We start from the raw sequence: 23588 nt of genomic DNA on the forward strand, positions 1-23588 counted from the left end.
CTAGCCAATTCTCTCTTTGCGACCCAGGATGCCTTGCGGCCGAAGCAGCAACACCAGGATCAACACGACAAGTGCACCGACGTATTTAAGGTCGGAGGGAAGCCACAGCGTCGACAGTTCGACGAACAGGCCGACGATGATCGAACCGATCAGGGCGCCGAAAGCGGTGCCGAGACCGCCGAGGGTCACGGCCGCGAAGACGAGCAGCAGGATCTGGAAACCCATGTCCCAGCTGACGCCCGGACGGAAGTAGGCCCACAGAATTCCGCTGAGGCCGGCGAGGGCCCCACCGAGCACCCAGACGATCCGGATGACGCCGTCGACGTCGATCCCGCTGGCCGAGGCCAGGCTGGGATTGTCGGAGACCGCGCGGGTGGCCTTGCCGATGCGGGTGCGCAGCAGGAAGTAGGAAACGGCCAACAGCACCACGATGCTGATGCCCATGCTGGCCACGTCGATCATCGAGAGCCGGATCGGACCCAGCTGCATGTCGGCGAGGCCGGATCCCGGAAGCTGGCTCGTTCCGCCGCCGACGAAGATCTGGAACAGGTAGCGCAGGGCGAGCGAGAGACCGATGCTCACGATCATCAGTGGGATCAGACCGACGCCCTTGCGACGCAGCGGCTTCCAGATCACCGCGTCCAGGCTCCAGCCGAAGCCCGCGCTCAGCACGACGGCGATGATGATCGCCAGCCAGATCGGCAGGCCGAGCGTGACCGAGAAGAGGAGGGACATCAGCGCGCCGAAGGTGATCATCTCCGCATGCGCGAAGTTGCTCAGCCCGGTGGTGCCGAAGATCAGGGACAGCCCGATCGCGGCCAGGGCCAGGAGCAGACCGAAGTTCAGCCCATTGACGAACCGATTGATGAACTGGTCGAAGAAGCTCACCGTCGTGCGCGTGCCCTCACCGAGGAAGAAGTTGACCGACTTCACCTTCGTGAGCGCGAACTCCGCCTCGATCACGCTGCCGCCCTTGGCGACGACGACGCCCTCGGGGAGGGTCTCCTCATCGAGGGTGACGGTGTAGGTGGCCTTCTCGGGCACGCCGACCTTCCACTTGCCGTCGGCACCCGTTTCCACGGATGCTTCATAGCCGGCCCCCTCGACGGTGATCAGCACATTGTCGAGTGGTTTCTGGTCGAACTGCACATTGCCGGTGAGGACGAACTCGTACTCGTCGGTTCCGACCTCGTCGGCATGAGCCGGACTGGCCGAGACGGTGGCGAATGTGGACATCGTCAGGGCTGCAAAGAGCAGGCCGAGAAAGATCACCAGCATTCTGGGTGAGAATCTGCGAACAGCTTCAGGGGAATTCACTGCACCTCCATGGCGGCACCGTTGGGTCTGTGACCGAGCGTGCCCCGGGTCTCACCTACCAACATCTTTGTTGACAGTAAGTGAAGATTATGTCGCATATGTAACGACGACGGCCGACACTCCCTAGATTCTCTGCTGAGGAATGCGCGGAGCGCAACGTCGCTTAACATTGAGAAGCCGGTAATCAAGTTGGATGGCCGCGTTTTCTCCACTTTCCTGCATTATTAAAAGGGGTTTTATGGATCAGCCAGATCCGTTCGGTTTCACCGGGCTCACGTACGACGACGTCCTTCTCCTTCCGGGGCACACCGACGTCATTCCCAGTGAAGCCGAGACAACGTCTCGGTTGACGCGCCGGATCAGCGTGGCCACGCCGCTGCTGTCCAGCGCGATGGACACCGTCACCGAGACCCGGATGGCCATCGCGATGGCCCGTGAGGGTGGCCTCGGCGTGCTGCACCGCAACCTCTCGATCGCGGACCAGGCCGAGCAGGTCGACCTCGTCAAACGCAGCGAATCCGGCATGATTACCAATCCGGTAACAACTTCGCCCGACGCCACCGTTGCGGAGGTCGACGCCCTCTGCGGGCAGTATCGGATCAGCGGTCTCCCCGTCGTCGACGGCGACGGCGTGCTCGTGGGCATCATCACAAACCGGGACATGCGGTTCGTCTCCACCACCAAAAAGCACACGACCCGGGTGCGCGAGGTGATGACGACGGCACCGCTGATCACGGGCAAGGTCGGCATGGCCCCGATGGACGCCGTCGCCATCTTCGCCACCCACAAGATCGAGAAGCTTCCCCTCGTCGACGACCACGGCCGCCTGACGGGCCTGATCACGGTCAAGGACTTCGACAAGAGCGAGGAATACCCCTTCGCCACCAAGGACGACGCCGGACGACTGCGCGTCGGCGCGGCCATCGGCTTCTTCGGCGACGCCTGGCAGCGCGCCACCTCACTTCTCGAGGCGGGCGTCGACGTGCTCGTGGTCGACACCGCCAACGGCGACAGCGCCGGGGTGCTCGAGATCATCCGTCGCCTGAAGTCCGACCCTGCCTTCGAGGGGGTCGACGTGATCGGCGGCAACGTGGCCACCCGCTCCGGCGCCCAGGCCCTCATCGACGCCGGCGCCGACGCGATCAAGGTCGGGGTCGGCCCCGGCTCGATCTGCACCACCCGCATCGTCGCCGGCGTCGGCGTGCCGCAGATCACCGCCGTCTACCAGGCGTCGCTCGCGGCTCGGGAGACCGGCATCCCGGTCATCGCCGACGGCGGGCTGCAGTACTCCGGCGACATCGCCAAGGCACTGGTCGCCGGCGCGGACACCGTCATGCTGGGCTCTCTGCTCGCCGGCTGTGACGAGAGCCCCGGCGAACTCGTCTTCGTCAACGGCAAGCAGTTCAAGACCTACCGCGGCATGGGGTCGCTCGGCGCGTTGCAGAGCCGCGGCACGAAGACCTCCTACTCCAAGGACCGTTACTTCCAGTCGGATGTCCCCTCCGACGACAAGCTCATCCCGGAAGGCATCGAGGGCCAGGTCCCGTATCGCGGACCGGTGTCCGCCGTGGCCTACCAGCTGATCGGCGGCCTGCGCCAGTCCATGTTCTACGTGGGCGCGCGTACGATCGACGAGCTCAAGCAGAAGGGTAAGTTCGTTCGGATCACGTCCGCCGGGCTCAAGGAGTCGCACCCGCACGACGTGCAGATCGTGGTCGAGGCGCCCAACTACCGCCGCTGACAGTACTCGAGGGTGACTAGGTGGCCGCGGCCAGCCGGGAGACCGCTTCCGCGAGCACCTCAGGTGAACACCCGAAGTTGAGACGCGCGAAGCCCCGGCCCGGTTCGCCGAACATCGGGCCGGGGCTGAGTGCGACCCGGGCCTGCTCGAGTGCGATCAGCGCCGGGTCGTCACCCCAGCCGAGGCTCCGCAGATCAAGCCAGGCCAGGTAGCCGGCCCCTGGCTGCCGGTAGCCGACCCCGGGCAGTTGCGCGTCGAGCAGGGCGGCGAGCTCGCGGCGATTGTCGTCGAGGGCCGCGATCACCCCGTCCAGCCACGGCTCCCCGTCGCGGAACGCCGCGATGCCGGCGATCAGCCCGAACTGGCTTGTGCGCCAGGATACCTCCTGGGGCAGGGCGGCGAGCTCGGCGCGCATCCGTTCGCCGGCGGTGACGAGAAGCGCGCATTTGAGGCCGGCCAGGTTCCAGGCCTTGCTCGCGCTCGTCACGCAGACGCCGTGGTCTGCGGCCTCGGTGGAGACGGTGAGGTAGGGCGTGAAAGCGGCGTCGGTGTAGGTCAGCGGGGCGTGGACCTCGTCGCTGACGACCGTGACGCCGTAGTGGGCGGCGAGCCCGGACAGCGCCGTGAGGTCCTGGACGGTGTGCGGATGCCCGATCGGGTTGTGCGGGTTGCAGAGCAGGACGCAGCGCACGCCCGATTGGAAGGCGCGCTCGAGGCCGTCCAGGTCGAGGGTCCAGCCGGTCTGACCGGCGAGGAGCGGCACGGCGTGCGGCACCCCGCCGGCCTCGGGCACGAGGTCGAAGAAGGGCGGGTAGACCGGGGGAGTGATCACAACCCGGTCGCCGGGCCTGATCAGCATTCGCAGGGTCTCCACGATGGCCACGCTGACATCCGTCGTGGTGGTCACCTGCTCCGGGTCGACCTGCCAGCCCCAGCGGCGACCGGCGAATCCCGCGAAGGCCGCGCCAAGCCCGTTGACCGGTGCGACATACCCGGTGTCGCTGCGCCGCACCGCCGCTGTCAACGCGTCCCGGATGGGTTCGGCGAGCGGAAAGTCGGACTCGGCGACGAATAGCGGCAGCACATCGGCGGGAAAACTGCGCCATTTCATGCTGGTGCGCTCGCGCAGGAGGGACAGAGGGTCGGCGGTGACGTCCATCACCTCAGGATGCACCCCGCGGCATCCGTCGTCGAGGAGCGCCGCGGCACCTAAACTGAAATCATGGAAATCGAGATCGGCCGCTCCAAGCGCGCCCGCCGCGTGTACGCCTTCGACGACATCGCGATTGTGCCCAGCCGGCGCACCCGCGACCCGGAGGATGTGTCGGTCAACTGGACCATCGACGCCTATCAGTTCTCGATCCCGTTCCTCGCGGCGCCGATGGACTCCGTGGTGTCCCCGCAGACGGCCATCATGATGGGTCAGCTCGGCGGTGTCGGCGTGCTCGACCTCGAGGGCCTCTGGACCCGCTACGACAACCCCGAGCCGCTCCTCGCCGAGATCCGCGAGCTGCCCGCCGACCGGGCCACCGCGCGCATGCAGGAGATGTACTCCGAGCCGATCAAGCCCGAGCTCGTCACCGCCCGCCTCGCGGAGATCCGCGCGGCCGGCGTGACCGTGGCCGGCGCCCTGTCGCCGCAGCGCACGCAGGAATTGTACGAGACCGTCGTCGCCGCCGGCGTCGACCTGTTCGTCATCCGCGGAACCACCGTTTCTGCCGAGCACGTCTCGCAGAACCAGGAGCCCCTCAATCTCAAGAAGTTCATCTACGAACTCGACGTGCCCGTGATCGTGGGCGGGGCGGCGACCTACACCGCGGCCCTGCACCTCATGCGCACGGGTGCGGCCGGCGTGCTCGTCGGCTTCGGCGGCGGCGCTGCCTCGACCACGCGCGCCTCCCTCGGCATCCACGCGCCCATGGCCACGGCCGTCGCCGATGTCGCCGGTGCCCGCCGGGACTACATGGACGAGTCCGGTGGACGCTATGTGCACGTCATCGCTGACGGCGGACTCAACACCTCCGGCGACATCGTCAAGGCCATCGCCTGCGGCGCCGACGCCGTCATGCTCGGCACCGCGCTGGCCCGGGCGACGGATGCCCCCGGCGGCGGCTTCCACTGGGGCGCCGAGGTGCACCACTCGAAGCTGCCCCGCGGCAAGCGGGTCGAGGTGGGCGCCCTGGCACCGCTCGAGACCATCCTGTACGGCCCGACGCCGATCGCCGACGGCACCGCGAACCTCGTCGGCGCGCTGCGCCGGTCGATGGCGACCACCGGTTACTCCGACCTGAAGGAATTCCAGCGCGTCGAGGTGGTCGTCGCCCCGTACCGGGGGAATTAGACGGTTGTCGCGCCGCGACGAGTGAACTAGCGTCGGTATGAATTAGCGTCAGGTAAGCACCACACCATCCGGAATGGGAGTGAGCACATGGCATCAGGTAATTCGGCGTCGCGATCCACGAAACTGGGTCCGGAGGAACGAGCTGCGGCCCTCGAACGACTGAAGGGCAAGGAGCTCGATATCCTCGTGGTCGGCGGCGGCATCGTCGGCACCGGGGCCGCCCTGGACGCGGTCACCCGCGGCCTGAGCGTGGGCATCCTCGAGGCCAGGGACTGGGCGTCGGGAACGTCGAGCCGGTCGTCCAAGCTGGTGCACGGCGGCATCCGCTACCTGGAACAGGCCGACTTCCGGCTGGTGCGCGAGGCTCTGACGGAGCGTGGCCTGCTCCTGCAGCGCATCGCCCCGCACCTGGTAAAGCCGGTGCGGTTCCTGTACCCGCTCAGGAAGCGCGTCACCGAGCGCTTCTACGTGGGCGCCGGCATGCTCCTCTACGACCTGTTCTCGTATACCGGCGGGCGCGCCCCCGGTGTGCCGCACCACCGCCACCTGTCCAAGCGGCAGGTGAAGGGGCTGCTGCCCAGCCTGAACACCGACACGATCGTCGGCGGCATCACCTACTACGACGGGCAGGTCGACGACGCGCTCTACGTGGCCTCGCTCGTGCGCACCGCGTCGTTCTACGGGGCGCACGCGGCCAGCCGGGTGCGGGTCGAGGGATTCATCAAGGTGGGTGAGCGGGTGGTCGGCGTGCACGCCCACGACCTGCAGACCGATGAACGGTTCGAGGTGCGGGCCCGGCAGGTCGTGAACGCCACCGGGGTCTGGACCGACGACACGCAGCGCATGGTCGGCGAACGCGGTACGTTCAAGGTGCGCGCGTCGAAGGGCATCCACCTGGTCGTGCCCCGGGACCGGTTCCAGTCGGCCATGGGGCTGCTGCTGCGCACCGAGAAGAGCGTCCTGTTCGTGATCCCCTGGGGACGGCACTGGCTGATCGGCACGACCGACACGGACTGGCACCTGGACAAGGCGCACCCGGCCGCCACCGCCGCCGACATCGACTACCTGCTCGAACACGTGAACGCCGTGCTCCGGGTGCCGCTGACCCGGGAGGACGTCGAGGGGGTCTACGCGGGCCTGCGGCCGCTCCTGGCCGGGGAGTCGGAGAGCACCTCGAAGCTGTCCCGCGAACACCTCGTCGGACACTCCGTGCCCGGCCTGGTGGTGATCGCGGGCGGAAAGTGGACCACGTACCGGGTGATGGCGAAGGATGCGATCGATGCGGCCGTCGACGCCTTCGACGAACGGGTCCCGGCCTCCACCACGGCGGACATCCCGCTGCTCGGCGCCGAGGGTTACCAGGCGGCCTGGAATAAGCGCGGCCGGATCGCGCGGGCGTTCGGCCTGCACACCGTCCGCGTCGAGCACCTGCTGAACCGCTACGGCACCCTGACCGACGAGCTTCTCGACCTGATCCGCAAGACCCCGTCACTCGCGGACCCGTTGCCGGGGGCCGACGACTACATCGAGGCGGAGGTCGTGTACGCGGCCACGCATATGGGCGCCCTGCACCTCGAGGACGTGCTGGCTCGCCGCACTCGCATCTCGATCGAGGCCTGGGACCGCGGCGTCTCGGCGGCGCCCGTTGCCGCGCGGCTGATGGCCGGGGTGCTCGGCTGGGACGAGGCCCGGGAGACGCGCGAAGTGGGCACCTACCTCAAGCGGGTGGCGGCGGAACGCGCGTCACAGCAGCAGCCCGACGACGAGTCCGCCGACCGCGTGCGGCTCGAGGCTCCGGACATCGCCGCTACGAAATAGGAGCGAGCCTCTCCTGCCGCCACCCTCGCCCGGCGTCCACTCCCTGCCTCCGCTTGTCCGCCCGCACCCCGCCGGTGCGTGAACGAATTCGATGGCGATTCTGCCCTGTGGGGCCTGAAAAATGCTGGGGTGACCCGACAGCGCCGTTCAGAGCCAAATCTCTGTCGAATTGGTTAGGCCGGCCGAGCGCACGCGTGTGGCCAACTCAGGACATCCGTCACCTGGGCTGCCCGCCCGACACGGACCAGAGCGGAACTCGTGCGGGTGCCCGGGCCCGGCCGGACGGATCTCCTGCGTTAGCCGCAACACCGAGCGGATGTGCCGCAGCGCCTGTGCGGTTCGGGCATCCGCCAGACACTCAGCCCCAGCCCGTAGCAATTCGACGGAGATTGTGGCCGGTGCGGAGGAGAAAGCGTCCGACAGCACCTTCGGGAGCAGAATCTCCGTCGAATTGGTGAGAGCAGTCGGCGGCGCGGCGGCGCGGCGGGGGTCGCGGGGCGCGGGGCCGCGGGGTTGGCGGCGCGACTGCGGGCGGGAGGCACGCAAACTCGCTCCGGTAGACTGGGCTGACTGCCCATAAACCTCAGGAGTTGCACCATGGTTGACGTTCGGCGGGTCAAACTTCCCGGGGTGGGAGTGCTGCACACCTTCATCACGGATGACGGCGGCAAAGTGGGCGTCATCGCCCACCGCTCGGGGCACAGCGACCTCATCACCTTCGCGGACGATGAGGGCGGCCCCGACGCCGCCAAGGTGTCCCTGCGGCTGAACGAAGACGAAGCGCACACACTCGCCGAGCTCCTCGGCGGCACCCAGATCACCGAGTCGCTCACCGCGCTCGACCAGATCCCCGGCCTCAGCATCGACTGGTTCACCGTCGACTACGAAGACCACATCGCCGGCCAGGCGCTCGGCAACCCCGCCGACCGCGGCATAGCCGGTCTGACGGTCGTGGCCGTCGTCCGCGGGGAGTCCGCGAACCCGGCGCCCGCCCACGACTTCCGTGTCTTCCCCGGCGACACGCTCGTCGTCGCCGGCTCGCCCGAGAAGGTCGCGAAGGCCTTCGCCTTCTTCCGCACCGGCGAGGTTAAGGCCAAGTCCGTCGACGCGCCGCCCGGGGGCTAGTTCATGCACCTCGGCGAAGACCTCATCACTCTTGGCATCCTGCTCGTCGTTGCCTATCTCCTCGGTCGTGCCGGAAAGCTGATCGGGCTGCCGTCCATCCCCATCTACATGATCGTCGGGCTCCTGGCCAGCCCGAACACCGGCTGGTTCCCGCTGGACTTCCAGTCGGCGGACATCGAACTGATCGCCATTTTCGGGCTGATCCTGCTCCTGTTCAGCCTTGGCCTCGAATTCGACCAGGAGGCATTCTTCGGCGACGCCGGAAAACTCCTGATTTCCGGCGGCTCCTACGTTCTGATCAACATGGGAGTCGGCTTCGCGTTCGGCCTGATGGTCGGCTGGGGCAGCCGGGAGGCCCTCGTGATCGCCGGAATGACCGGCACCTCCTCGAGCGCCATCATCACCAAGCTCCTGATCGAACTGCGCCGGCTTGCCAACAAGGAAACTCCGATGATCCTCGGCGTGACCGTCGTCGGCGACATCTTCATCGCGGTCTACCTGGCGATCGTCTCCGTCGTGCTCAGTGGCAAGACCGAGGTCTGGCCGATCGTGCTGCAACTGAGCATCGCCTTCCTCTTTCTCGTCGTGATGTTCTCGGTGGCCCGCTGGGGCGCCAAAGTCGTCTCCCGGCTGATGCGCACCAAGGACGACGAACTGTTCACCATCCTCTTCTTCGGGCTCGCCGTGCTCTTCGCCGGGATCGGTGAGATCATCGGCGTGACGGATGCGATCGGGGCCTTCCTGATCGGGGTGGTGCTCGGCGCGAGCACGTACCGCGGCCGGATCGAGCGCGTCGCCGTGCCCCTGCGCGACGTGTTCGGGGCCTTCTTCTTCCTCAACTTCGGCCTCGCGCTGAACGTGGCCGAATTCGGGTCGGTGATCACCATCGTGTTCGCGGCCGTCGGCATGACCTTCGTGCTCAGCCTGATCTCCGGAATGCTGATGGCGAAACTGCACGGCATGGGCCCGCGGGAGGGACTCAACACCGCGGCCATCTTCGTCAACCGCGGCGAGTTCACGCTGATCCTGGCAACCCTGTCGGTGACCGCGGGTCTCGACCAGCGGCTGCAGCCCTTCGCTGGCCTCTACGTGCTCACGATGGCGATCCTGGGGCCGCTCTTCGCGGCGAACTCCGAGAAGATCGGCGCGGCCCTGCGGCGACGCCGGAAGGCCGTCCCGGCCGGGAAACGCGCCCACGACGTGATGCTGGCGGAGGAAATCGCCCTGGTCGAGGCGGCCACCGCCGCAGACACCGGCACGGATGCCCAACGCGCCGCCGACCGTCTCCTCGCCGAACACCGCCAGCGCCCGGCCGCCGCGGCACCCGGCGCAGTGCCGGCCATGGCGCCTGCCGACGCGACCGCCGACGCGGAGGCAGACGCCGCCGCGGCCGACGGACCGGCGTCCGAGGCTCGGGACTCCATGCTCGACTTCATCTCCGGCCGGCGCCCGGCCGAAACCGGCCCGGTCGACAAGCCGGTGCGTGACACCGCGTCAGGGGACTACTCATGATCACAACCATGCTCCGGCCGCGCTGGCTGATCGCGCTGCTGCTGGCGCTCGCGATCGCCGCGGCCTTCGCCCTGCTCGGCCGGTGGCAGCTCGAACGCGCCATCGCGTCCGGCGAAGTCGTGGAGCGCAGCACCGAGACCGTGCAGCCGCTCCACGAGGCGGTGTCGCCGGACGGGCCGCCGCGCGAGTCTGCGACCGGCCAGCTAGTCACCGTGGACGGCTCATTCGTGCCGGGGGACGACGTGCTGATCAGCGAACGCCTCAACGGGGGCGACAGCGGTTTCTGGGTGGTGAGCCGCTTGTCGACGGTGGAAACGGCATCCGTGCCCGTCTCCACCATCGCCGTGGCTCGCGGCTGGGCCGCCACCGAGGAGGAGGCCAGGTCGGCGATCGAGGCGCTCTCGGCGCAGGCCGCGCAGCAGCAGACCGTGACCGGCCGCTTCGTTCCCTCCGAGGCTCCCGTCGTGCCGGACGAGGACAGCGACCCGCGCACCCAGACCACGGTCTCCACCGCCGCGCTGATCAACCGGTGGGCAGACTTCACCGACCAGTCCGTCTACGCCGGCTACATCGTCGACACGGATGCTGCCGCGAACCTCACCGTGATCGACTCGCCCGTGCCCGGCAACGACGCATCGGTCAACTGGCTGAACATCTTCTACGCCCTCGAATGGGCAGTCTTCGCCGGGTTCGCGGTGTTCCTCTGGTACCGCCTGGTTCGGGACGACTGGGAGCGTCAGCAGGAGCAGGCCGCTATCGACGCGGCGGAGGCCGTCTAGAATTGGCCTATGCCACTTGACCCCAAGCCTGCCGACATCCCCAAAATCCCCGCTGCGCTCCGGCTCTACAAGGTCTCCTCGGTCATCACCGGTGTCTTCCTGCTGCTGCTCTGCGTCGAGGTCTTCCTGAAGTTCGTGCTGCAGCTCGAAATCGAAGTCGGCGGCCCGAACGGGATCATCGCCCTCGTCGCCCGGGACTCGGTGACCGCATTCAACCTGAGCACCGGCATCCTGATCGTGCACGGCTGGCTGTACGTGCTCTACCTGTTCAGTGACTTCCAGCTCTGGAGCCTGATGCGTTGGTCATTCCCCAAGTTTCTGCTGATCGCACTCGGAGGCATCATTCCTACCCTGTCCTTCTTCCTCGAGGTTCGCGTCGCGCGCGAGGTCAACGCCTTCCTGGCGACGCACGCCGACTCGTCTGCCGCTGCCGCTGCCGCTGCCGCTGGGGCCGAGGCCCGCTCGTGAGCGCCGCTGTGAGCGCCTCGACCGGCGCCCGCCCCGTTCTGGTGGTCGACTTCGGGGCCCAGTACGCGCAGCTGATCGCGCGCCGGGTGCGCGAGGCATCCGTCTACTCCGAGATCGTGGCCCACTCGATCACCGCGGCCGAGGTCGCGGAGAAGAACCCGCTCGGCATCGTGCTCAGCGGCGGGCCGTCCAGCGTCTACGCCGAGGGCGCCCCCACCTTCGACCCGGCCATCTTCGACCTGGGTATCCCGATCCTGGGCATCTGCTACGGCTTTCAGGTGATGGCCACGACCCTTGGCGGCGAGGTGACCCGCACTGGCCTGAGCGAGTACGGCGCGACCCCGGTCAGAGTCACCGACAGCGGCAACGCGCTGCTGGCCGGGCAGCCGGCCGAGCAGACGGCGTGGATGAGCCACGGTGACTCCGTGTCGAAGGCCCCCGCCGGCTTCTCGGTGCTCGCGTCCACGAGCTCCACCCCGGTCGCCGCCTTCGCGAACGATACGCGCCGGCTCTACGGCGTGCAGTGGCACCCCGAGGTCAAGCATTCCGAATTCGGCCAGAAGGTGCTCGAGAACTTCCTGCACCGCGCCGCCGGCATCCCCGCCGAATGGAACAGCGGCAACGTCATCGCCGAACAGGTGGCCCGCATCCAGGCCCAGGTCGGCACCGGCAAGGTCATCTGCGGGCTCTCCGGCGGAGTCGATTCCGCCGTGGCCGCTGCGCTCGTGCACAAGGCCATCGGCGACCAGCTCGTCTGCGTGTTCGTCGACCACGGCCTGCTCCGCCAGGACGAGCGCCGTCAGGTCGAGGAAGACTTCGTCAAGGCCACCGGCGTGCGTCTGGTCACCGTCGATGTGCGTGAGCAGTTCCTGACCGCGTTGGAGGGCGTCAGCGACCCGGAGACCAAGCGCAAGATCATCGGTCGTGAGTTCATCCGAACCTTCGAGCAGGCTCAGGCCGAATTGATCAGGGAAGCGGCGGCAACGAATGAAGACCCGATCCGCTTCCTCGTGCAGGGCACCCTGTACCCAGACGTCGTCGAGTCCGGCGGCGGCAGCGGCACCGCCAACATCAAGAGCCACCACAACGTCGGGGGCCTGCCGGAAGACCTGCAGTTCGAATTGATCGAACCGCTGCGCACCCTGTTCAAAGACGAAGTGCGCGCGATCGGCGCCGAGCTGGGACTGCCGGCCGAGATCGTGCAGCGCCAGCCGTTCCCCGGGCCCGGCCTCGGCATCCGCATCGTGGGCTCGATCACCCAGGACCGGCTCGACCTGCTTCGCCACGCGGATGCGATCGTGCGCGCCGAGCTGAGCGCCGCGGGCCTCGACCGTGAGATCTGGCAGTGCCCGGTGGTGCTGCTCGCCGACGTGCGGTCCGTGGGCGTGCAGGGAGACGGCCGCACCTACGGTCACCCGATCGTGTTGCGCCCGGTGTCGTCGGAAGACGCCATGACGGCCGACTGGACCCGCCTGCCGTACGACCTGCTGGCGCGGATCTCGAACCGGATCACGAACGAGGTGGACGGGGTGAACCGCGTCGTGCTCGACGTCACGTCCAAGCCGCCGGGGACCATCGAATGGGAGTAGGGGAATGCTCCCGGTTGTGACGCGGGGAGTGGGCGTGTCGCTCCGCCGCCCATAACCCGGCACCCCGCGACACGCCCGCTCCCCGCTTCGCGGTCGCTGAGGGAGAAGCAACTGTGGGGGGAGGACGACGAAAGGGCCGCCCCGATGGGGCGGCCCTTCTGCGTGCGGGGTGGTGTGCTACTCGCGGGCGATGGCGAAGATGCGGAGCATCTCGACGTAGAGCCAGACGACGGTGAGCATGATGCCGAAGGCGCCGGTCCAGCCGTACTTGCGGGGGATGCGGTTGTTGACGCCGCGCTGGATGAAGTCGAAGTCGAGCACCAGCGAGTACGCGGCCATGATCACGGCGAGAACGCCGATCAGGAGGCCGATCGGGATGCCGAAGATCTCGGCGCTGCGGAGACCGAACGCGTTGTCGGTGGCGCCGAAGACCATCATGCCGAAGTTGATCAGCGAGAACACGCCGTAGCCGATCATGGCGATCATGAAGACCTTGGTGGCCTTCTTGGAGGCGCGGATCTTGCCGCTGGCGAAGAGGGCCAGCGTGACACCGACGACGACGAGCGTGGCGAGCACGGCCTGGGTGACGACACCCGGGTAGATCTGCTCGAAGACGATCGAGATGCCACCGACGAAGAGGCCCTGGGCCGCGGCGTACGCGAGGATCAGGGGCGGCGACGGCTCCTTTTTGAACGCGTTGACCAGTCCGAGGACCAGACCCGCGATCGCACCGACGATCAGCGGCAGCATCGTCACCGGGGTGACGAGCCAACCGATGGCGGCGGTCACCAGCAGCAGGGCGAAGCTGAGCACCGTCTTGCGGATGGTGTCGTCGTAGCTCATCCGGTCGGTTTCCTGCGAGCCGGCCGAGGGAGCATTGAACATGCTCTGCAGGTCGCTGTCGGAGAGCACCTTGCCGCCGGCAGTGGCGCCTGGAGCGCCGAACGCGGCGTTTCGGGAGAACGCGGGGTTGGAAGATGCCATGGTTGCCGTAGCTCACAATCAAGTGGGTAGGTAGCGGAGCCAACACCGGTAGGTGCTGACCAGTTCCTAGATTCTATGCAGATCTGCTGGGGATCCGCCCAATTTGGCGCCCGTGGTTCGCGGTGACCGGGGGCGGCGCCCCGCCGACCAGCCGGCCAGCCACCAGGCGAGCCAGGAGGCGGCCGCCGTGGTGATGAAACCGACCAGATAGCCCACCCAGTTCTGGTCGTAATTGTTCAGCGCGTCCTTGAGCAGGAAACTCATCGTGATCGACGGGATCAGAGCGAGATAGCTCAGCCACGGGCGGTGCCGCACGAGCAACCAGCAGGCCAGAAACACGGCGAAGACACCATTGAAGTGGGCGCCGCCCAGCAGCAGGATGCTGCACAGCAGGGCCGGAACCAGAACCGTGAGCCGCCGCCACAGGGCCCCAGGCAGAATCAGCCAGCCCAGCACGTGCAGGGGCGGGCCAATGGCCAGGAAGAACAGGCTGTAGGTGCTGGTGAAGTTCGTGGCGAGCACCCCGAGCACGACCAGCGTCAGTCCGGTCAGGTATCGGGCGCGGTAGCTGCCCCACCGGTGCAGGCGGGTCGGTGGAACGGTCCAGGGTGTCATCGCCTCGATTCTGGCAGTTGCACGCGTAGGGTTGGCAAATGCAGCCGATTGTGATCGGTCACCGCGGGGCGAGCGGTTACCGGCCAGAGCACACCCGTTCCGCCTACGAACTGGCCGTCGCTCTCGGCGCGGACGCGGTCGAGCCTGACATCGTCGCCACCCGCGACGGCGTCCTGGTGGTGCGCCACGAGAACGAGATCGGGGCGACGACAGATGTCGCAGCGCACCCCGAGTTCGCCGGCCGCCGGGCGACCAAGGTGATCGACGGCATCCGGCTCACCGGCTGGTTCACCGAGGACTTCACCTGGGCCGAGCTGCGCACCCTGCGCGCGCGGGAGCGCCTGCCCGAGGTTCGGAAGGCAAGCGCCACCTTCGACGGCCGGTTCCCCCTGCTGCGCCTGCGGGACGTGTTCAAGCTGATGGACCGGGTCTCCGGACGGGCGCGCCGGCCCATCGGCGTCGTCGCCGAGCTCAAGCACGCCACCTACTTCGAGTCGATCGGGCTTCCGCTCGACGAGCTGTTCGCCGCCGAGGTCAACGACGCCGGTTGGAACGCCGGCGACGGCCGCCTCACCATCGAGAGCTTCGAGCGCAGCCTCCTCGACAAGATCTACGCGCGCGGCATCTACGGCAAGCGTGTCTTCCTGCTCGAGGCGCGCGGCAAACCCTTCGACGAGGTCGCGCTGCTCGGGCCGAAAGCGCCCCACTACGCCGACTACCTCTCCGACACCGGGCTCTACGGAATGAGCGGCACGGTCGACGGGATCAGCGTGCCCAAATCGCTCATCCTCGCCACGGATGCCGACGGTCACGTCTCCGGCGCCTCCGACCTGGTCGACGCCGCGCACGCCGCGGACCTGGAGATCTACTGCTGGACGCTGCGCCCGGAGAACCGGTACCTTGCGAAGACGTTCCGCCGTGGGCGGCTTCGGGCCGACTTCGGAAACTGGCAGGCCGAGTTCCGCACCATCCTCGGCACCGGGATCGACGGGGTCTTCGCCGATCACCCCGACCTGGCGGTGCTCATTCGGGACGAGCTGGCCGCGGAGGACTGACCGAGGCGCTGCGCCGCACCGGGGCGGTGTCAGACGCAGCACGTAGAATTGGGAGCGATATGACGACCCTCTTCGACCCGGATCACCCGCCCGCCCGCCAGGTTCCCTCCGCGGTGCCCATCATCCTGGACGGAGCGGCTCCGCGCGACCGAGAGAGTCCGCTGCTCGAAGGGCTCAACCCCCAGCAACGCGAGGCCGTGCTGTACCGCGGACCGGCGCTGCTGATCATCGCGGGCGCCGGCTCCGGGAAGACCAGCGTGCTCACCCGCCGCATCGCCAGCCTGCTGGAGAGCCGCGAGGCCTGGCCGAGCCAGATCCTCGCCATCACCTTCACCAACAAGGCCGCGGCGGAGATGCGCGAGCGGGTGCGGGCGATCCTCGGCCAGGGGGCCGACGGCATGTGGATCAGCACCTTCCATTCCTCCTGCGTGCGCATCCTGCGCCGCGAAGCGGAAAGCGCGGGCCTCTCCGCCACGTTCAGCATCTATGACTCGGCCGACACCAAGGTGACGCTCAAGCGCATCATCAAGGCACTCGACGCCGACACGCTCGGCTTCACGCCCGGCAATGCGTCTGCGAAGATCTCCAAGCTCAAGAACGAGCTCGCGGACGCCGACTCCTACGCCCGCAACGCGAACATGAGCGACCCGCAGGAGGTCATGTTCGTCGAGATCTTCCGGCAGTACACCCATCGGCTGCGCGCGGCCAACGCCCTCGACTTCGACGACCTGATCGGCGAGACGGTCTACCTGTTCCGCGCGTTCCCGAAGGTCGCGGCCCTTTATCGGCGACGGTTCCGCCACATCCTGGTCGACGAATACCAGGACACCAACCACGCGCAGTACTCGCTCGTGCGCGAGCTGACCCGTCCCGTCGAGCCCGATCTGGCCGAGGAGATGGAGGCGACCGGTGTGCACGTGCGCAACCTGCGCGACGCCTCCGGCGGCATCCCGGGAGCCTCGCTCACCGTGGTCGGCGACTCTGACCAGTCGATCTACGCCTTCCGCGGCGCGGACACCCGCAACATCAGCGAGTTCGAGCGCGACTTCCCGGGCACCAGGGTGATCCTGCTCGAGCAGAACTACCGCTCGACCCAGAACATCCTCTCGGCCGCCAACGCGGTGATCGGCCACAACTTCGACCGCACAGACAAGAAACTGTGGAGCGCGGGCGGCGACGGCGAGAAGATCGTCGGCTACACGGCCTATTCCGGTCACGACGAGGCCCAGTTCGTCTCCGACGAGATCGAGGTGCTGCACCGCGCCGGCATGGCCTACCGCGACATGGCCGTGTTCTACCGCACCAACGCGCAGACCCGTGCGCTTGAAGAAATCCTGGTGCGCTCCGCGGTGCCCTACCGGGTCGTCGGCGGCACCAAGTTCTACGAGCGGGCTGAGATCAAGGATGCGCTGGCGTACCTGATCGCCGTCGCGAACCCGAACGACGAACTGGCGCTGCGTCGCATCCTGAACACCCCCAAGCGCGGGATCGGCCCGGCCACCGAGACGGCGCTGGCGAGCTTCGCGGAGGCGAACCAGATCAGCTTCCGGCAGTCGATGCGCGACTGCGCATCGCTGGGCCTCGGCCCCAAGGTGACCGGGGCCATCCTGAAGCTGGCAACCCTGCTCGACGAGGCGGCACTGAAGCTCGACCCGGAGAACCCGGCCGGCACGGCGAACGTGTCCGAGCTGCTCACCTTCCTGCTCGACGGCAGCGGACTGCTCAGCCTGCTGCGAGGCAGCCGCGACCCGCAAGACGAGGCGCGCGCCGAGAACATCGAGGAACTCGTCGCCCAAACCAAGGACTTCAACAAGGAGAACCCCGACTCGGGGCTGGTCGACTTCCTCACCCAGGTGTCCCTGGTCGCCGCCGCCGACGACCTCGACGACGCCTCCGGAACGGTGTCCCTGATGACCCTGCACACGGCGAAGGGACTCGAATACGAGGCCGTGTTCCTGACCGGCGTGGAGGAGGGCCTGCTGCCCCACCAGATGTCGGCCAACGAGCCCGGCGGGCCCGCCGAGGAGCGGCGCCTGTTCTACGTGGGCATCACCCGCGCCCGCCAGAGGCTCTACCTCTCCCTGGCGATGACCCGGGCCCAGTTCGGTGACATCAACGTGGCCATGCCCAGCCGCTACCTGCAGGAGATCCCCGTCGACCTGATCGACTGGAAGCAGTCCCCGGGCATGGCGAACTCCCGCGGCGGCACCCAGCCTCGGGCGCTGAACGCGAGACGCGACGGCTTCGGCGGCGGGTTCGCGGGGCGCGGTGACCCGCAGGCGCTGCCGCCCGCGCCGAAGAAGAAGACCGAATGGGCCAGCCGGGTGCCGAGCCAGGTGCGCGACAACGGTGACCTCACCCTGATGCAGGGCGACCGCATCCGTCACGTCGATTTCGGCGACGGCCGCGTCAACCAGGTCACCGGTGACGGCACCAAGCGCATCGCGCACGTCCAGTTCGACACGGCGGGCGCAAAGAAGCTTCTGATCAAGATCGCGCCGATCGAGAAGCTCTAGTGGCGGAGCCGCGTGCCGCAGGCCCCGGCGCGCCGGAACCGGGCAGACCGGAGACCCTGCTCGAACGCGTGAAATCGGTGCGCGCCCTCGACCTCGAGGTGGCATCCCGGGCCAGCATCGCCGTGGTCGTGCCACTCGTCGTGCTCGTTCTGCTGGGCCGGATCGACTGGGCCGCCTACGCGTCGTTCGGGGCGATGACGTCGCTCTACGGCCGGAGCGAGCCGTACCGGATTCGCGCGCGCACGGTCAGCGTCGCCGCGGTCTTTCTGCTGGTCAGCGTCGCTGCCGGGCTCGTGATGAGCGTGGCCGAGGCAACCCTGCCGGCCCTGGTGCTCGGGCTTCTGCTCGTGATCACGGCGGGGATCCTGCTGGCATCGACGTATGGCTTGTTCCCCGGCACGCCGATCTTCTTCGTCTTCGCCTACCTGGTCTGTGCGCAAGTGCCCGCGCCGGTCGACGAGATGCTGCCGCGCCTGCTGGTGGCAGTGGCGAGCGCCGCACTGGCCTGGCTGCTCACCATGTCCGGCTGGGCGTTTCGGCGCCTGGCCGGCGACCGCTCCGGCGACCTGTTCAAGGAACTGCCGCGCACGCCGCTGCTGCGACCGGCCGCGTTCCGCGACGTCCAGGTGTGGCTCACCATCCTGCAGAACCTGGTCGGCGTACTGCTGGCCGGAGGGCTCGCCCTCTTCGTGGGCATCGGGCACCCCTACTGGGCAGTGGTGAGCGTGGTCGCCGTGCTCCCGCCGCCCCGCGCCGCGCACTCCATCTCCCGGGCGGTGCACCGCATCATCGGTACCGCGCTCGGGGTGGCGGTGACCGCCCTCGTGCTGCTGCCCGGGCCATCCGTCTGGGTGTTGATCGCGGTGATCGCGATCGGCCAGTTCGGCGCGGAAATCCTGATCGGCAGGCACTACGGCGCCGCCCTGCTGTTCGTCACCCCGCTGGCCCTGACCGTGGCTCACCTGGCCGACCCGGTCGCCGTGCCGACGCTGCTGGTCGACCGGGTGGCGGAAACCGCGCTCGGCGGCGTGGTCGCGGTGCTGATCGTGCTCGTGGCGCGCGGCCTCGCCCGGCAGCGTTCGCGTCGGCTCGGTGGACAGCGTCCACCCCTGAACGCGTAGGAATTGCACAGGTTGCTCCCAGCATTTCGATAGCCCGTCGATGGGTACGCTCGCGAGGCTCTTCGCATGAGCATCGACATCCGCACCACCCCGCCGCGGCGGCGCACTGCTCCCGCGCCGCGCGTGCGCCCCGAATACCGGCACCGGATGCGGCTGGCCGACACCCTGCAGGTTCTCTGTACCGTCTCTCCGTCGCCCTCGTCATCGCCCTGCTCCTGGCTGATGGCGGCGCTTCGGGCCTTCGGCCACGACAGTGCCATGGCCCTGCACCAGTCGTTCGGCAAGCCGGCGCTCTCCCTGATCCTCGCGCACGCCGGGCTTGTGATCGTGGGCTACGCGCTGGCCTACCGCCAGGTCACCGTCTTCGCCCGGGACATCGTGACCGCGGATGTGCTGGCGGTGCTGCGCGACGGTTCGCTGCTGGCCACGCCGGGCCTGCGGGCGGCGTCGGCCTGACCGGGCTCGCGGGCGCGGGGCCTGTCGCCCTGCCATGACGCCCTTCCTTGTCGCTTGCGGCTCGGGAGCGTAGCGTTGCCGCCGCGGGGATGCCCAAACGGGGCGGCTCCCATCGAGCTGGAGGTGTCATCATGGCGAGCAACCCGGACGGACTCTCGCCGCGGCGAGCGGACGCGGCGAGCGACGGACTCGACGAAGACCGCGAGATCGATGACATCGAACTGACCCTCGACGAGGATGCGCCGCTCGCCGAGGACGGCGATGCGGAGTGGATGATCGACGCCGACCAGCGCCCGGTTGGACTTGACGATGAGGACGACGACCGGGAAACCGAGGAGCCCGGCGAGCCCGGACCCCGGGAGTAGCCGGCCACGACGAACGGATTGGTTCTGTCGCTCTCGGAAGATCAGAGCCGACCGCACCGCGTGGGCGCCGATCACCCCCAGAGGGGCGCCGTGCCCGCGGCGAATCAATTCGACGGAGATTCTCACCCTGTGGGCCGTGGGGAGAGGAGCTCTGCTCACCGTTCGGCGAGCGTACGTGCGTCGGCGCGGCTACGCGACGGCGCGGGTGCGAGCCTGCCGGTGGCGGAGGAACACCGCGAGCCCGCGCCAGCCGAGCAGGAACACCCCGAGCACGACGGTCGCCACGACGACGAAGCTGAACTCCGTACCCTGCCCGCTCACGGTGCGCAGCAGCATCCCGACGCCGACGGCGAAGAGCCAAATTCCGGTACCCGTCCAGACGATCTTCTGCGGGCTGCGCCAGGCGCGCATGATGAGCCAGCCCACGAGGAGACCGCCAAGGAAGGGCAGCCCGGTGATCAGGGTGCCGAGGATCTCCTCTTGGTGGCTGGCCCGGCCGATCAGCACGAAGACCAGCACCAGGGCGGCGTCGAGCCCCGCCGCAAGGAGGAGACCGGACCGACTGTTCTGCTGGATTGCCATGTCTGCAGCCTACGGGGGCCCGGAGGGTCAGACCGCGGTGCCGATCAGACCGCGGTGCCGAGCAGGGAGCCGATCGCCCAGGTGACTCCGAGCGCGAGCAGGCCGCCGACGAGCACACGGGAGATCGCGCGGGCTTTCGGACTGCCGCCGAGGTAGGAGCTCAGCCAGCCGGTGATGACCAGGGCGATCGCGACGGCGAAAAAGGTGGCCGGCAGGCGCCACTCGGGCGGCGGCAGCAGCACCGCCAGCAGCGGCAGGATCGCGCCGACCGTGAACGCGATGGCGGAGGCGTAGGCGGCGTGCCACGGGTTCGACAGCTCGTCGGCGCCGATGTGGAGTTCCACTTCGAGGTGCGCGGCGAGGGCGTCGTGTGCGGTCAGCTCGAGTGCCACCTGCTTCGCCGTCCGTGGGGTGAGCCCCTTGGCCTGGTAAAGGTCGGCCAGTTCGGCGAGCTCCTGCTCGGGCATGTTCTCGAGTTCCCAGGTCTCCTTGGCGATCAAAGCGCGCTCGGTGTCGCGCTGGCTGCTCACCGAGACGTACTCGCCCAGGGCCATCGAGATCGCGCCGGCGAGCAGGGCGGCGACGCCCGCGATCAGGATCGCCGAGGCATCCGTGGTCGCCGCCGCGACGCCGACCACCAGGGCCGCCACCGACACGATGCCGTCGTTGGCTCCGAGCACGCCGGCCCGCAGCCAGTTCAGGCGCGAGGCATGGTCGGCGGAGTGGGGATCGACGCCGTGTTCGGGTTCAGTCATGACTGAATCCAAGCAGGCGGATGCGTGCCGCGCCAGCAAGGACTGGCTTGCCTCACGGCGGCAACTTCACGGCGACCGACGTGCGGCGCACGGCGTGTTCGCGATGTCCGCGGGGACCGATAGAGTTTCAAATGGTACGTATGTCTTGATGTCGAGCTATCTGCGGCGCGGTCATCCGTGCCCTTGCCCCTCAAGACCTTGCAGGAACGCTACGACGCGGATTGGAAGAGCAGCGTGGATCTTTACGAATATCAGGCACGAGACCTGTTTGAACAGTATGGAGTCCCGGTTCTGCCGGGCATCATCGCGGACACTCCGGAGGAGGTGCGTGCCGCGGCCGAGAAGTTGGGCGGCGTTGTTGTCGTCAAGGCCCAGGTCAAGGTCGGCGGCCGCGGCAAAGCCGGCGGCGTGAAGGTGGCGAAGACCCCCGACGACGCTGAAGCCGCCGGGCGGGCCATCCTCGGACTCGACATCAAGGGCCACACCGTCAACCGGGTCATGGTGGCCGGCGGAGCCCGCATTGCGCAGGAGTTCTACTTCTCCGTGCTGCTGGACCGCACCAACCGCTCCTACCTCTCGCTCGCGAGCTACGAGGGTGGCGTGGAGATCGAGGTTCTCGCTGTCGAGAAGCCCGAAGCGCTCGCCTACACGGCCATCGACCCGATTGCCGGGATCGACCTGGACACGGCCCGTCAGATCGCGGTCGACGCGAAGTTCCCGGCCGACCTCGTCGACAAGGTCGCACCCGTCTTCGTGCAGCTCTACAACGTATTCACGGGTGAGGACGCGACCCTGGTCGAGGTCAACCCGCTTGTGCTGACCGAAGAGGGCGACGTCATCGCCCTCGACGGCAAGGTCACGATCGACGAAAACGCCGGCTTCCGCCACCCGAGACACGCCCTCCTCGAAGACGCGGCCGCTGCCGACCCACTCGAGGCGAAGGCCAAGGAGAACGACCTCAACTACGTCAAGCTCGACGGCGAAGTGGGCATCATCGGCAACGGCGCCGGACTCGTGATGAGCACCCTGGACGTCGTCGCCTACGCCGGCGAAAACCACGGCGGCGTCAAGCCTGCCAATTTCCTCGATATCGGGGGCGGAGCATCCGCCGAGGTCATGGCCGCCGGCCTCGACGTCATCCTCGGTGACCCGCAGGTCAAGGCCGTGTTCGTCAACGTCTTCGGCGGCATCACCGCCTGTGACGCGGTGGCCAAGGGCATCGTGGGCGCGCTCGCCGAACTGGGCAGTGCCGCCAACAAGCCGCTCGTTGTGCGCCTCGACGGCAACAACGTCGAGGAAGGCCGTCGCATCCTCACCGAGGCCAACCACCCGCTCGTCACACTGGCCGCCACCATGGACGAGGGTGCCGCCAAGGCCGCCGAACTCGCCCACGCCGCGAAGTAAGGGATTTTCGAACATGTCAATCTTCCTCAACAAGGACTCCAAGGTCATCGTGCAGGGCATCACCGGAGGTGAGGGCACCAAGCACACCGCCCTCATGCTGCGGGCCGGCACCCAGGTCGTCGGCGGCGTGAATGCTCGCAAGGCCGGCACCACCGTCGTGCACGGCAGCGTCGAGCTGCCCGTGTTCGGCACGGTTGCCGAGGCCATCGAAAAGACGGGCGCGGATGTCTCCATCGCGTTCGTGCCGCCGGCCTTCACCAAGGACGCCGTCATCGAGGCCATCGACGCCGGCATCCCGCTGCTCGTCATCATCACCGAGGGTGTGCCCGTGCAGGACTCGGCCGAGTTCTGGGCCTACAACAACGCCAAGGGCAACAAGACCCGCATCATCGGTCCGAACTGCCCCGGCATCATCACCCCCGGTGAGGCGCTCGTGGGCATCACACCGGCGAACATCACCGGCAAGGGCCCGGTCGGCCTCGTCTCCAAGTCGGGCACCCTGACCTACCAGATGATGTACGAACTGCGCGACCTCGGCTTCTCCACCGCCATCGGCATCGGCGGCGATCCCATCATCGGCACAACGCACATTGACGCGCTCGAGGCGTTCGAGGCTGACCCCGAGACGCTCGCCATCGTCATGATCGGTGAGATCGGCGGTGACGCCGAGGAGAAGGCGGCCGAGTACATCAAGGCCCACGTCACCAAGCCCGTCGTCGGCTACGTAGCCGGCTTCACCGCCCCCGAGGGCAAGACCATGGGCCACGCCGGCGCCATCGTCTCCAACGGGGCCGGAACCGCCCAGGGCAAGAAGGAGGCCCTCGAGGCCGCCGGGGTCAAGGTCGGCAAGACGCCGAGCGAGACCGCCACCCTGCTGCGTGAGGTTCTCGCGGCGCTGTAACCGGCATCGTTGCACCGGCACCGAACGACGGGGCCCGCCTCACCAGGCGGGCCCCGTCTCGTCGTCGTCCGCGGCCGGCGAGCCTGCCTGCCGTGCCTCTGCCGTGCCCGTAGCCCGAACGAATTCGACGGCGATTTTGGTCAC

The 23588-nt window shown here is 68.1% G+C and carries 21 protein-coding genes; 15 read left to right on the plus strand and 6 right to left on the minus strand.

Going from position 1 to position 23588, the window contains the following annotated elements; all coding sequences use genetic code 11:
• Window positions 1-1278: a branched-chain amino acid ABC transporter permease gene (locus E3O22_RS11670; protein WP_134395104.1), complete on the minus strand. Its 1278-nt coding sequence runs from the start codon at window positions 1276-1278 to the stop codon at window positions 1-3.
• Window positions 1279-1555: 277 nt separating this feature from the next.
• Between E3O22_RS11670 and guaB the strand changes: the two genes are divergently transcribed.
• On the plus strand, window positions 1556-3058 hold the full coding sequence (gene guaB, locus E3O22_RS11675) for an IMP dehydrogenase (protein WP_134395103.1): 1503 nt from the start codon (window positions 1556-1558) through the stop codon (window positions 3056-3058).
• A gap of 16 nt (window positions 3059-3074) precedes the next feature.
• Here the strand turns inward: guaB and E3O22_RS11680 are convergent, their stop codons facing one another.
• Window positions 3075-4217: a MalY/PatB family protein gene (locus E3O22_RS11680; RefSeq protein WP_134395102.1), complete on the minus strand. Its 1143-nt coding sequence runs from the start codon at window positions 4215-4217 to the stop codon at window positions 3075-3077.
• 63 nt (window positions 4218-4280) lie between these two features.
• On the opposite strand from E3O22_RS11680, the gene E3O22_RS11685 reads away from it, so the two are divergent.
• The 7 genes from E3O22_RS11685 to guaA all read left to right on the plus strand — a co-directional run bounded on the left by E3O22_RS11685 (window position 4281) and on the right by guaA (window position 12690).
• Window positions 4281-5399, plus strand: coding sequence for a GuaB3 family IMP dehydrogenase-related protein (locus E3O22_RS11685; RefSeq protein ID WP_134395101.1), 1119 nt, complete (start codon window positions 4281-4283; stop codon window positions 5397-5399).
• An 87-nt stretch (window positions 5400-5486) separates the two neighbouring features.
• Window positions 5487-7217 (plus strand): glycerol-3-phosphate dehydrogenase/oxidase, encoded by a 1731-nt coding sequence (locus tag E3O22_RS11690; RefSeq protein ID WP_134395100.1) that lies wholly within the window; start codon window positions 5487-5489, stop codon window positions 7215-7217.
• A 597-nt stretch (window positions 7218-7814) separates the two neighbouring features.
• Window positions 7815-8342, plus strand: coding sequence for a cation:proton antiporter regulatory subunit (locus E3O22_RS11695; protein ID WP_104100916.1), 528 nt, complete (start codon window positions 7815-7817; stop codon window positions 8340-8342).
• 3 nt (window positions 8343-8345) lie between these two features.
• A complete protein-coding gene (locus E3O22_RS11700; protein WP_134395099.1) occupies window positions 8346-9854 on the plus strand; it encodes a cation:proton antiporter in 1509 nt (502 codons plus the stop codon).
• Entirely contained in the window at window positions 9851-10633 is a 783-nt protein-coding gene (locus E3O22_RS11705; RefSeq protein ID WP_134395098.1) for an SURF1 family protein, read from the plus strand. The genes E3O22_RS11700 and E3O22_RS11705 overlap by 4 nt, the downstream gene beginning before the upstream one ends.
• A gap of 9 nt (window positions 10634-10642) precedes the next feature.
• The gene (locus E3O22_RS11710) at window positions 10643-11101 is read left to right on the plus strand and encodes a DUF3817 domain-containing protein (protein WP_134395097.1); all 459 of its coding nucleotides are present in this window, start codon (window positions 10643-10645) and stop codon (window positions 11099-11101) included.
• Complete coding sequence (guaA, locus tag E3O22_RS11715) at window positions 11098-12690, plus strand: glutamine-hydrolyzing GMP synthase (RefSeq protein WP_241976624.1); 1593 nt, start codon at window positions 11098-11100, stop codon at window positions 12688-12690. The genes E3O22_RS11710 and guaA overlap by 4 nt, the downstream gene beginning before the upstream one ends.
• A gap of 177 nt (window positions 12691-12867) precedes the next feature.
• Here the strand turns inward: guaA and E3O22_RS11720 are convergent, their stop codons facing one another.
• Window positions 12868-13674, minus strand: a complete 807-nt coding sequence (locus E3O22_RS11720) for a Bax inhibitor-1/YccA family protein (RefSeq protein ID WP_134395096.1) — start codon at window positions 13672-13674, stop codon at window positions 12868-12870.
• Between the two features lie 66 nt (window positions 13675-13740).
• Entirely contained in the window at window positions 13741-14289 is a 549-nt protein-coding gene (locus E3O22_RS11725; RefSeq protein ID WP_134395095.1) for a hypothetical protein, read from the minus strand.
• A 38-nt stretch (window positions 14290-14327) separates the two neighbouring features.
• Between E3O22_RS11725 and E3O22_RS11730 the strand changes: the two genes are divergently transcribed.
• From E3O22_RS11730 to E3O22_RS11750, 5 genes are all read left to right on the plus strand, one after another.
• Window positions 14328-15344 (plus strand): glycerophosphodiester phosphodiesterase family protein, encoded by a 1017-nt coding sequence (locus tag E3O22_RS11730; RefSeq protein ID WP_134395094.1) that lies wholly within the window; start codon window positions 14328-14330, stop codon window positions 15342-15344.
• A 59-nt stretch (window positions 15345-15403) separates the two neighbouring features.
• Window positions 15404-17860, plus strand: a complete 2457-nt coding sequence (locus E3O22_RS11735) for an ATP-dependent helicase (protein ID WP_134395093.1) — start codon at window positions 15404-15406, stop codon at window positions 17858-17860.
• Entirely contained in the window at window positions 17860-18981 is a 1122-nt protein-coding gene (locus E3O22_RS11740; protein WP_241976625.1) for an FUSC family protein, read from the plus strand. The genes E3O22_RS11735 and E3O22_RS11740 overlap by 1 nt, the downstream gene beginning before the upstream one ends.
• A 66-nt stretch (window positions 18982-19047) precedes the next feature.
• Window positions 19048-19437: a hypothetical protein gene (locus tag E3O22_RS11745; RefSeq protein ID WP_134395092.1), complete on the plus strand. Its 390-nt coding sequence runs from the start codon at window positions 19048-19050 to the stop codon at window positions 19435-19437.
• A 131-nt stretch (window positions 19438-19568) separates the two neighbouring features.
• Window positions 19569-19802: a hypothetical protein gene (locus E3O22_RS11750; protein ID WP_134395091.1), complete on the plus strand. Its 234-nt coding sequence runs from the start codon at window positions 19569-19571 to the stop codon at window positions 19800-19802.
• 189 nt (window positions 19803-19991) lie between these two features.
• On the opposite strand, the gene E3O22_RS11755 is transcribed toward E3O22_RS11750, so the two are convergent.
• Complete coding sequence (locus tag E3O22_RS11755) at window positions 19992-20384, minus strand: DUF3054 domain-containing protein (RefSeq protein ID WP_134395090.1); 393 nt, start codon at window positions 20382-20384, stop codon at window positions 19992-19994.
• Window positions 20385-20428: 44 nt separating this feature from the next.
• Entirely contained in the window at window positions 20429-21139 is a 711-nt protein-coding gene (locus tag E3O22_RS11760; protein WP_134395089.1) for a VIT family protein, read from the minus strand.
• Window positions 21140-21373: 234 nt separating this feature from the next.
• Here E3O22_RS11760 and sucC point away from each other — a divergent pair, with 234 nt between their 5' ends.
• Together sucC and sucD are read left to right on the plus strand one after the other, a co-directional pair.
• Window positions 21374-22543 (plus strand): ADP-forming succinate--CoA ligase subunit beta, encoded by a 1170-nt coding sequence (sucC, locus tag E3O22_RS11765; protein WP_134395188.1) that lies wholly within the window; start codon window positions 21374-21376, stop codon window positions 22541-22543.
• 13 nt (window positions 22544-22556) lie between these two features.
• Window positions 22557-23444, plus strand: coding sequence for a succinate--CoA ligase subunit alpha (sucD, locus tag E3O22_RS11770; RefSeq protein ID WP_134395088.1), 888 nt, complete (start codon window positions 22557-22559; stop codon window positions 23442-23444).
• Window positions 23445-23588: the final 144 nt, after the last annotated feature.

The organism is Cryobacterium sp. TMT2-18-2 (assembly GCF_004402245.1).
GTDB classification, from domain to species: Bacteria; Actinomycetota; Actinomycetes; order Actinomycetales; family Microbacteriaceae; genus Cryobacterium; species Cryobacterium sandaracinum.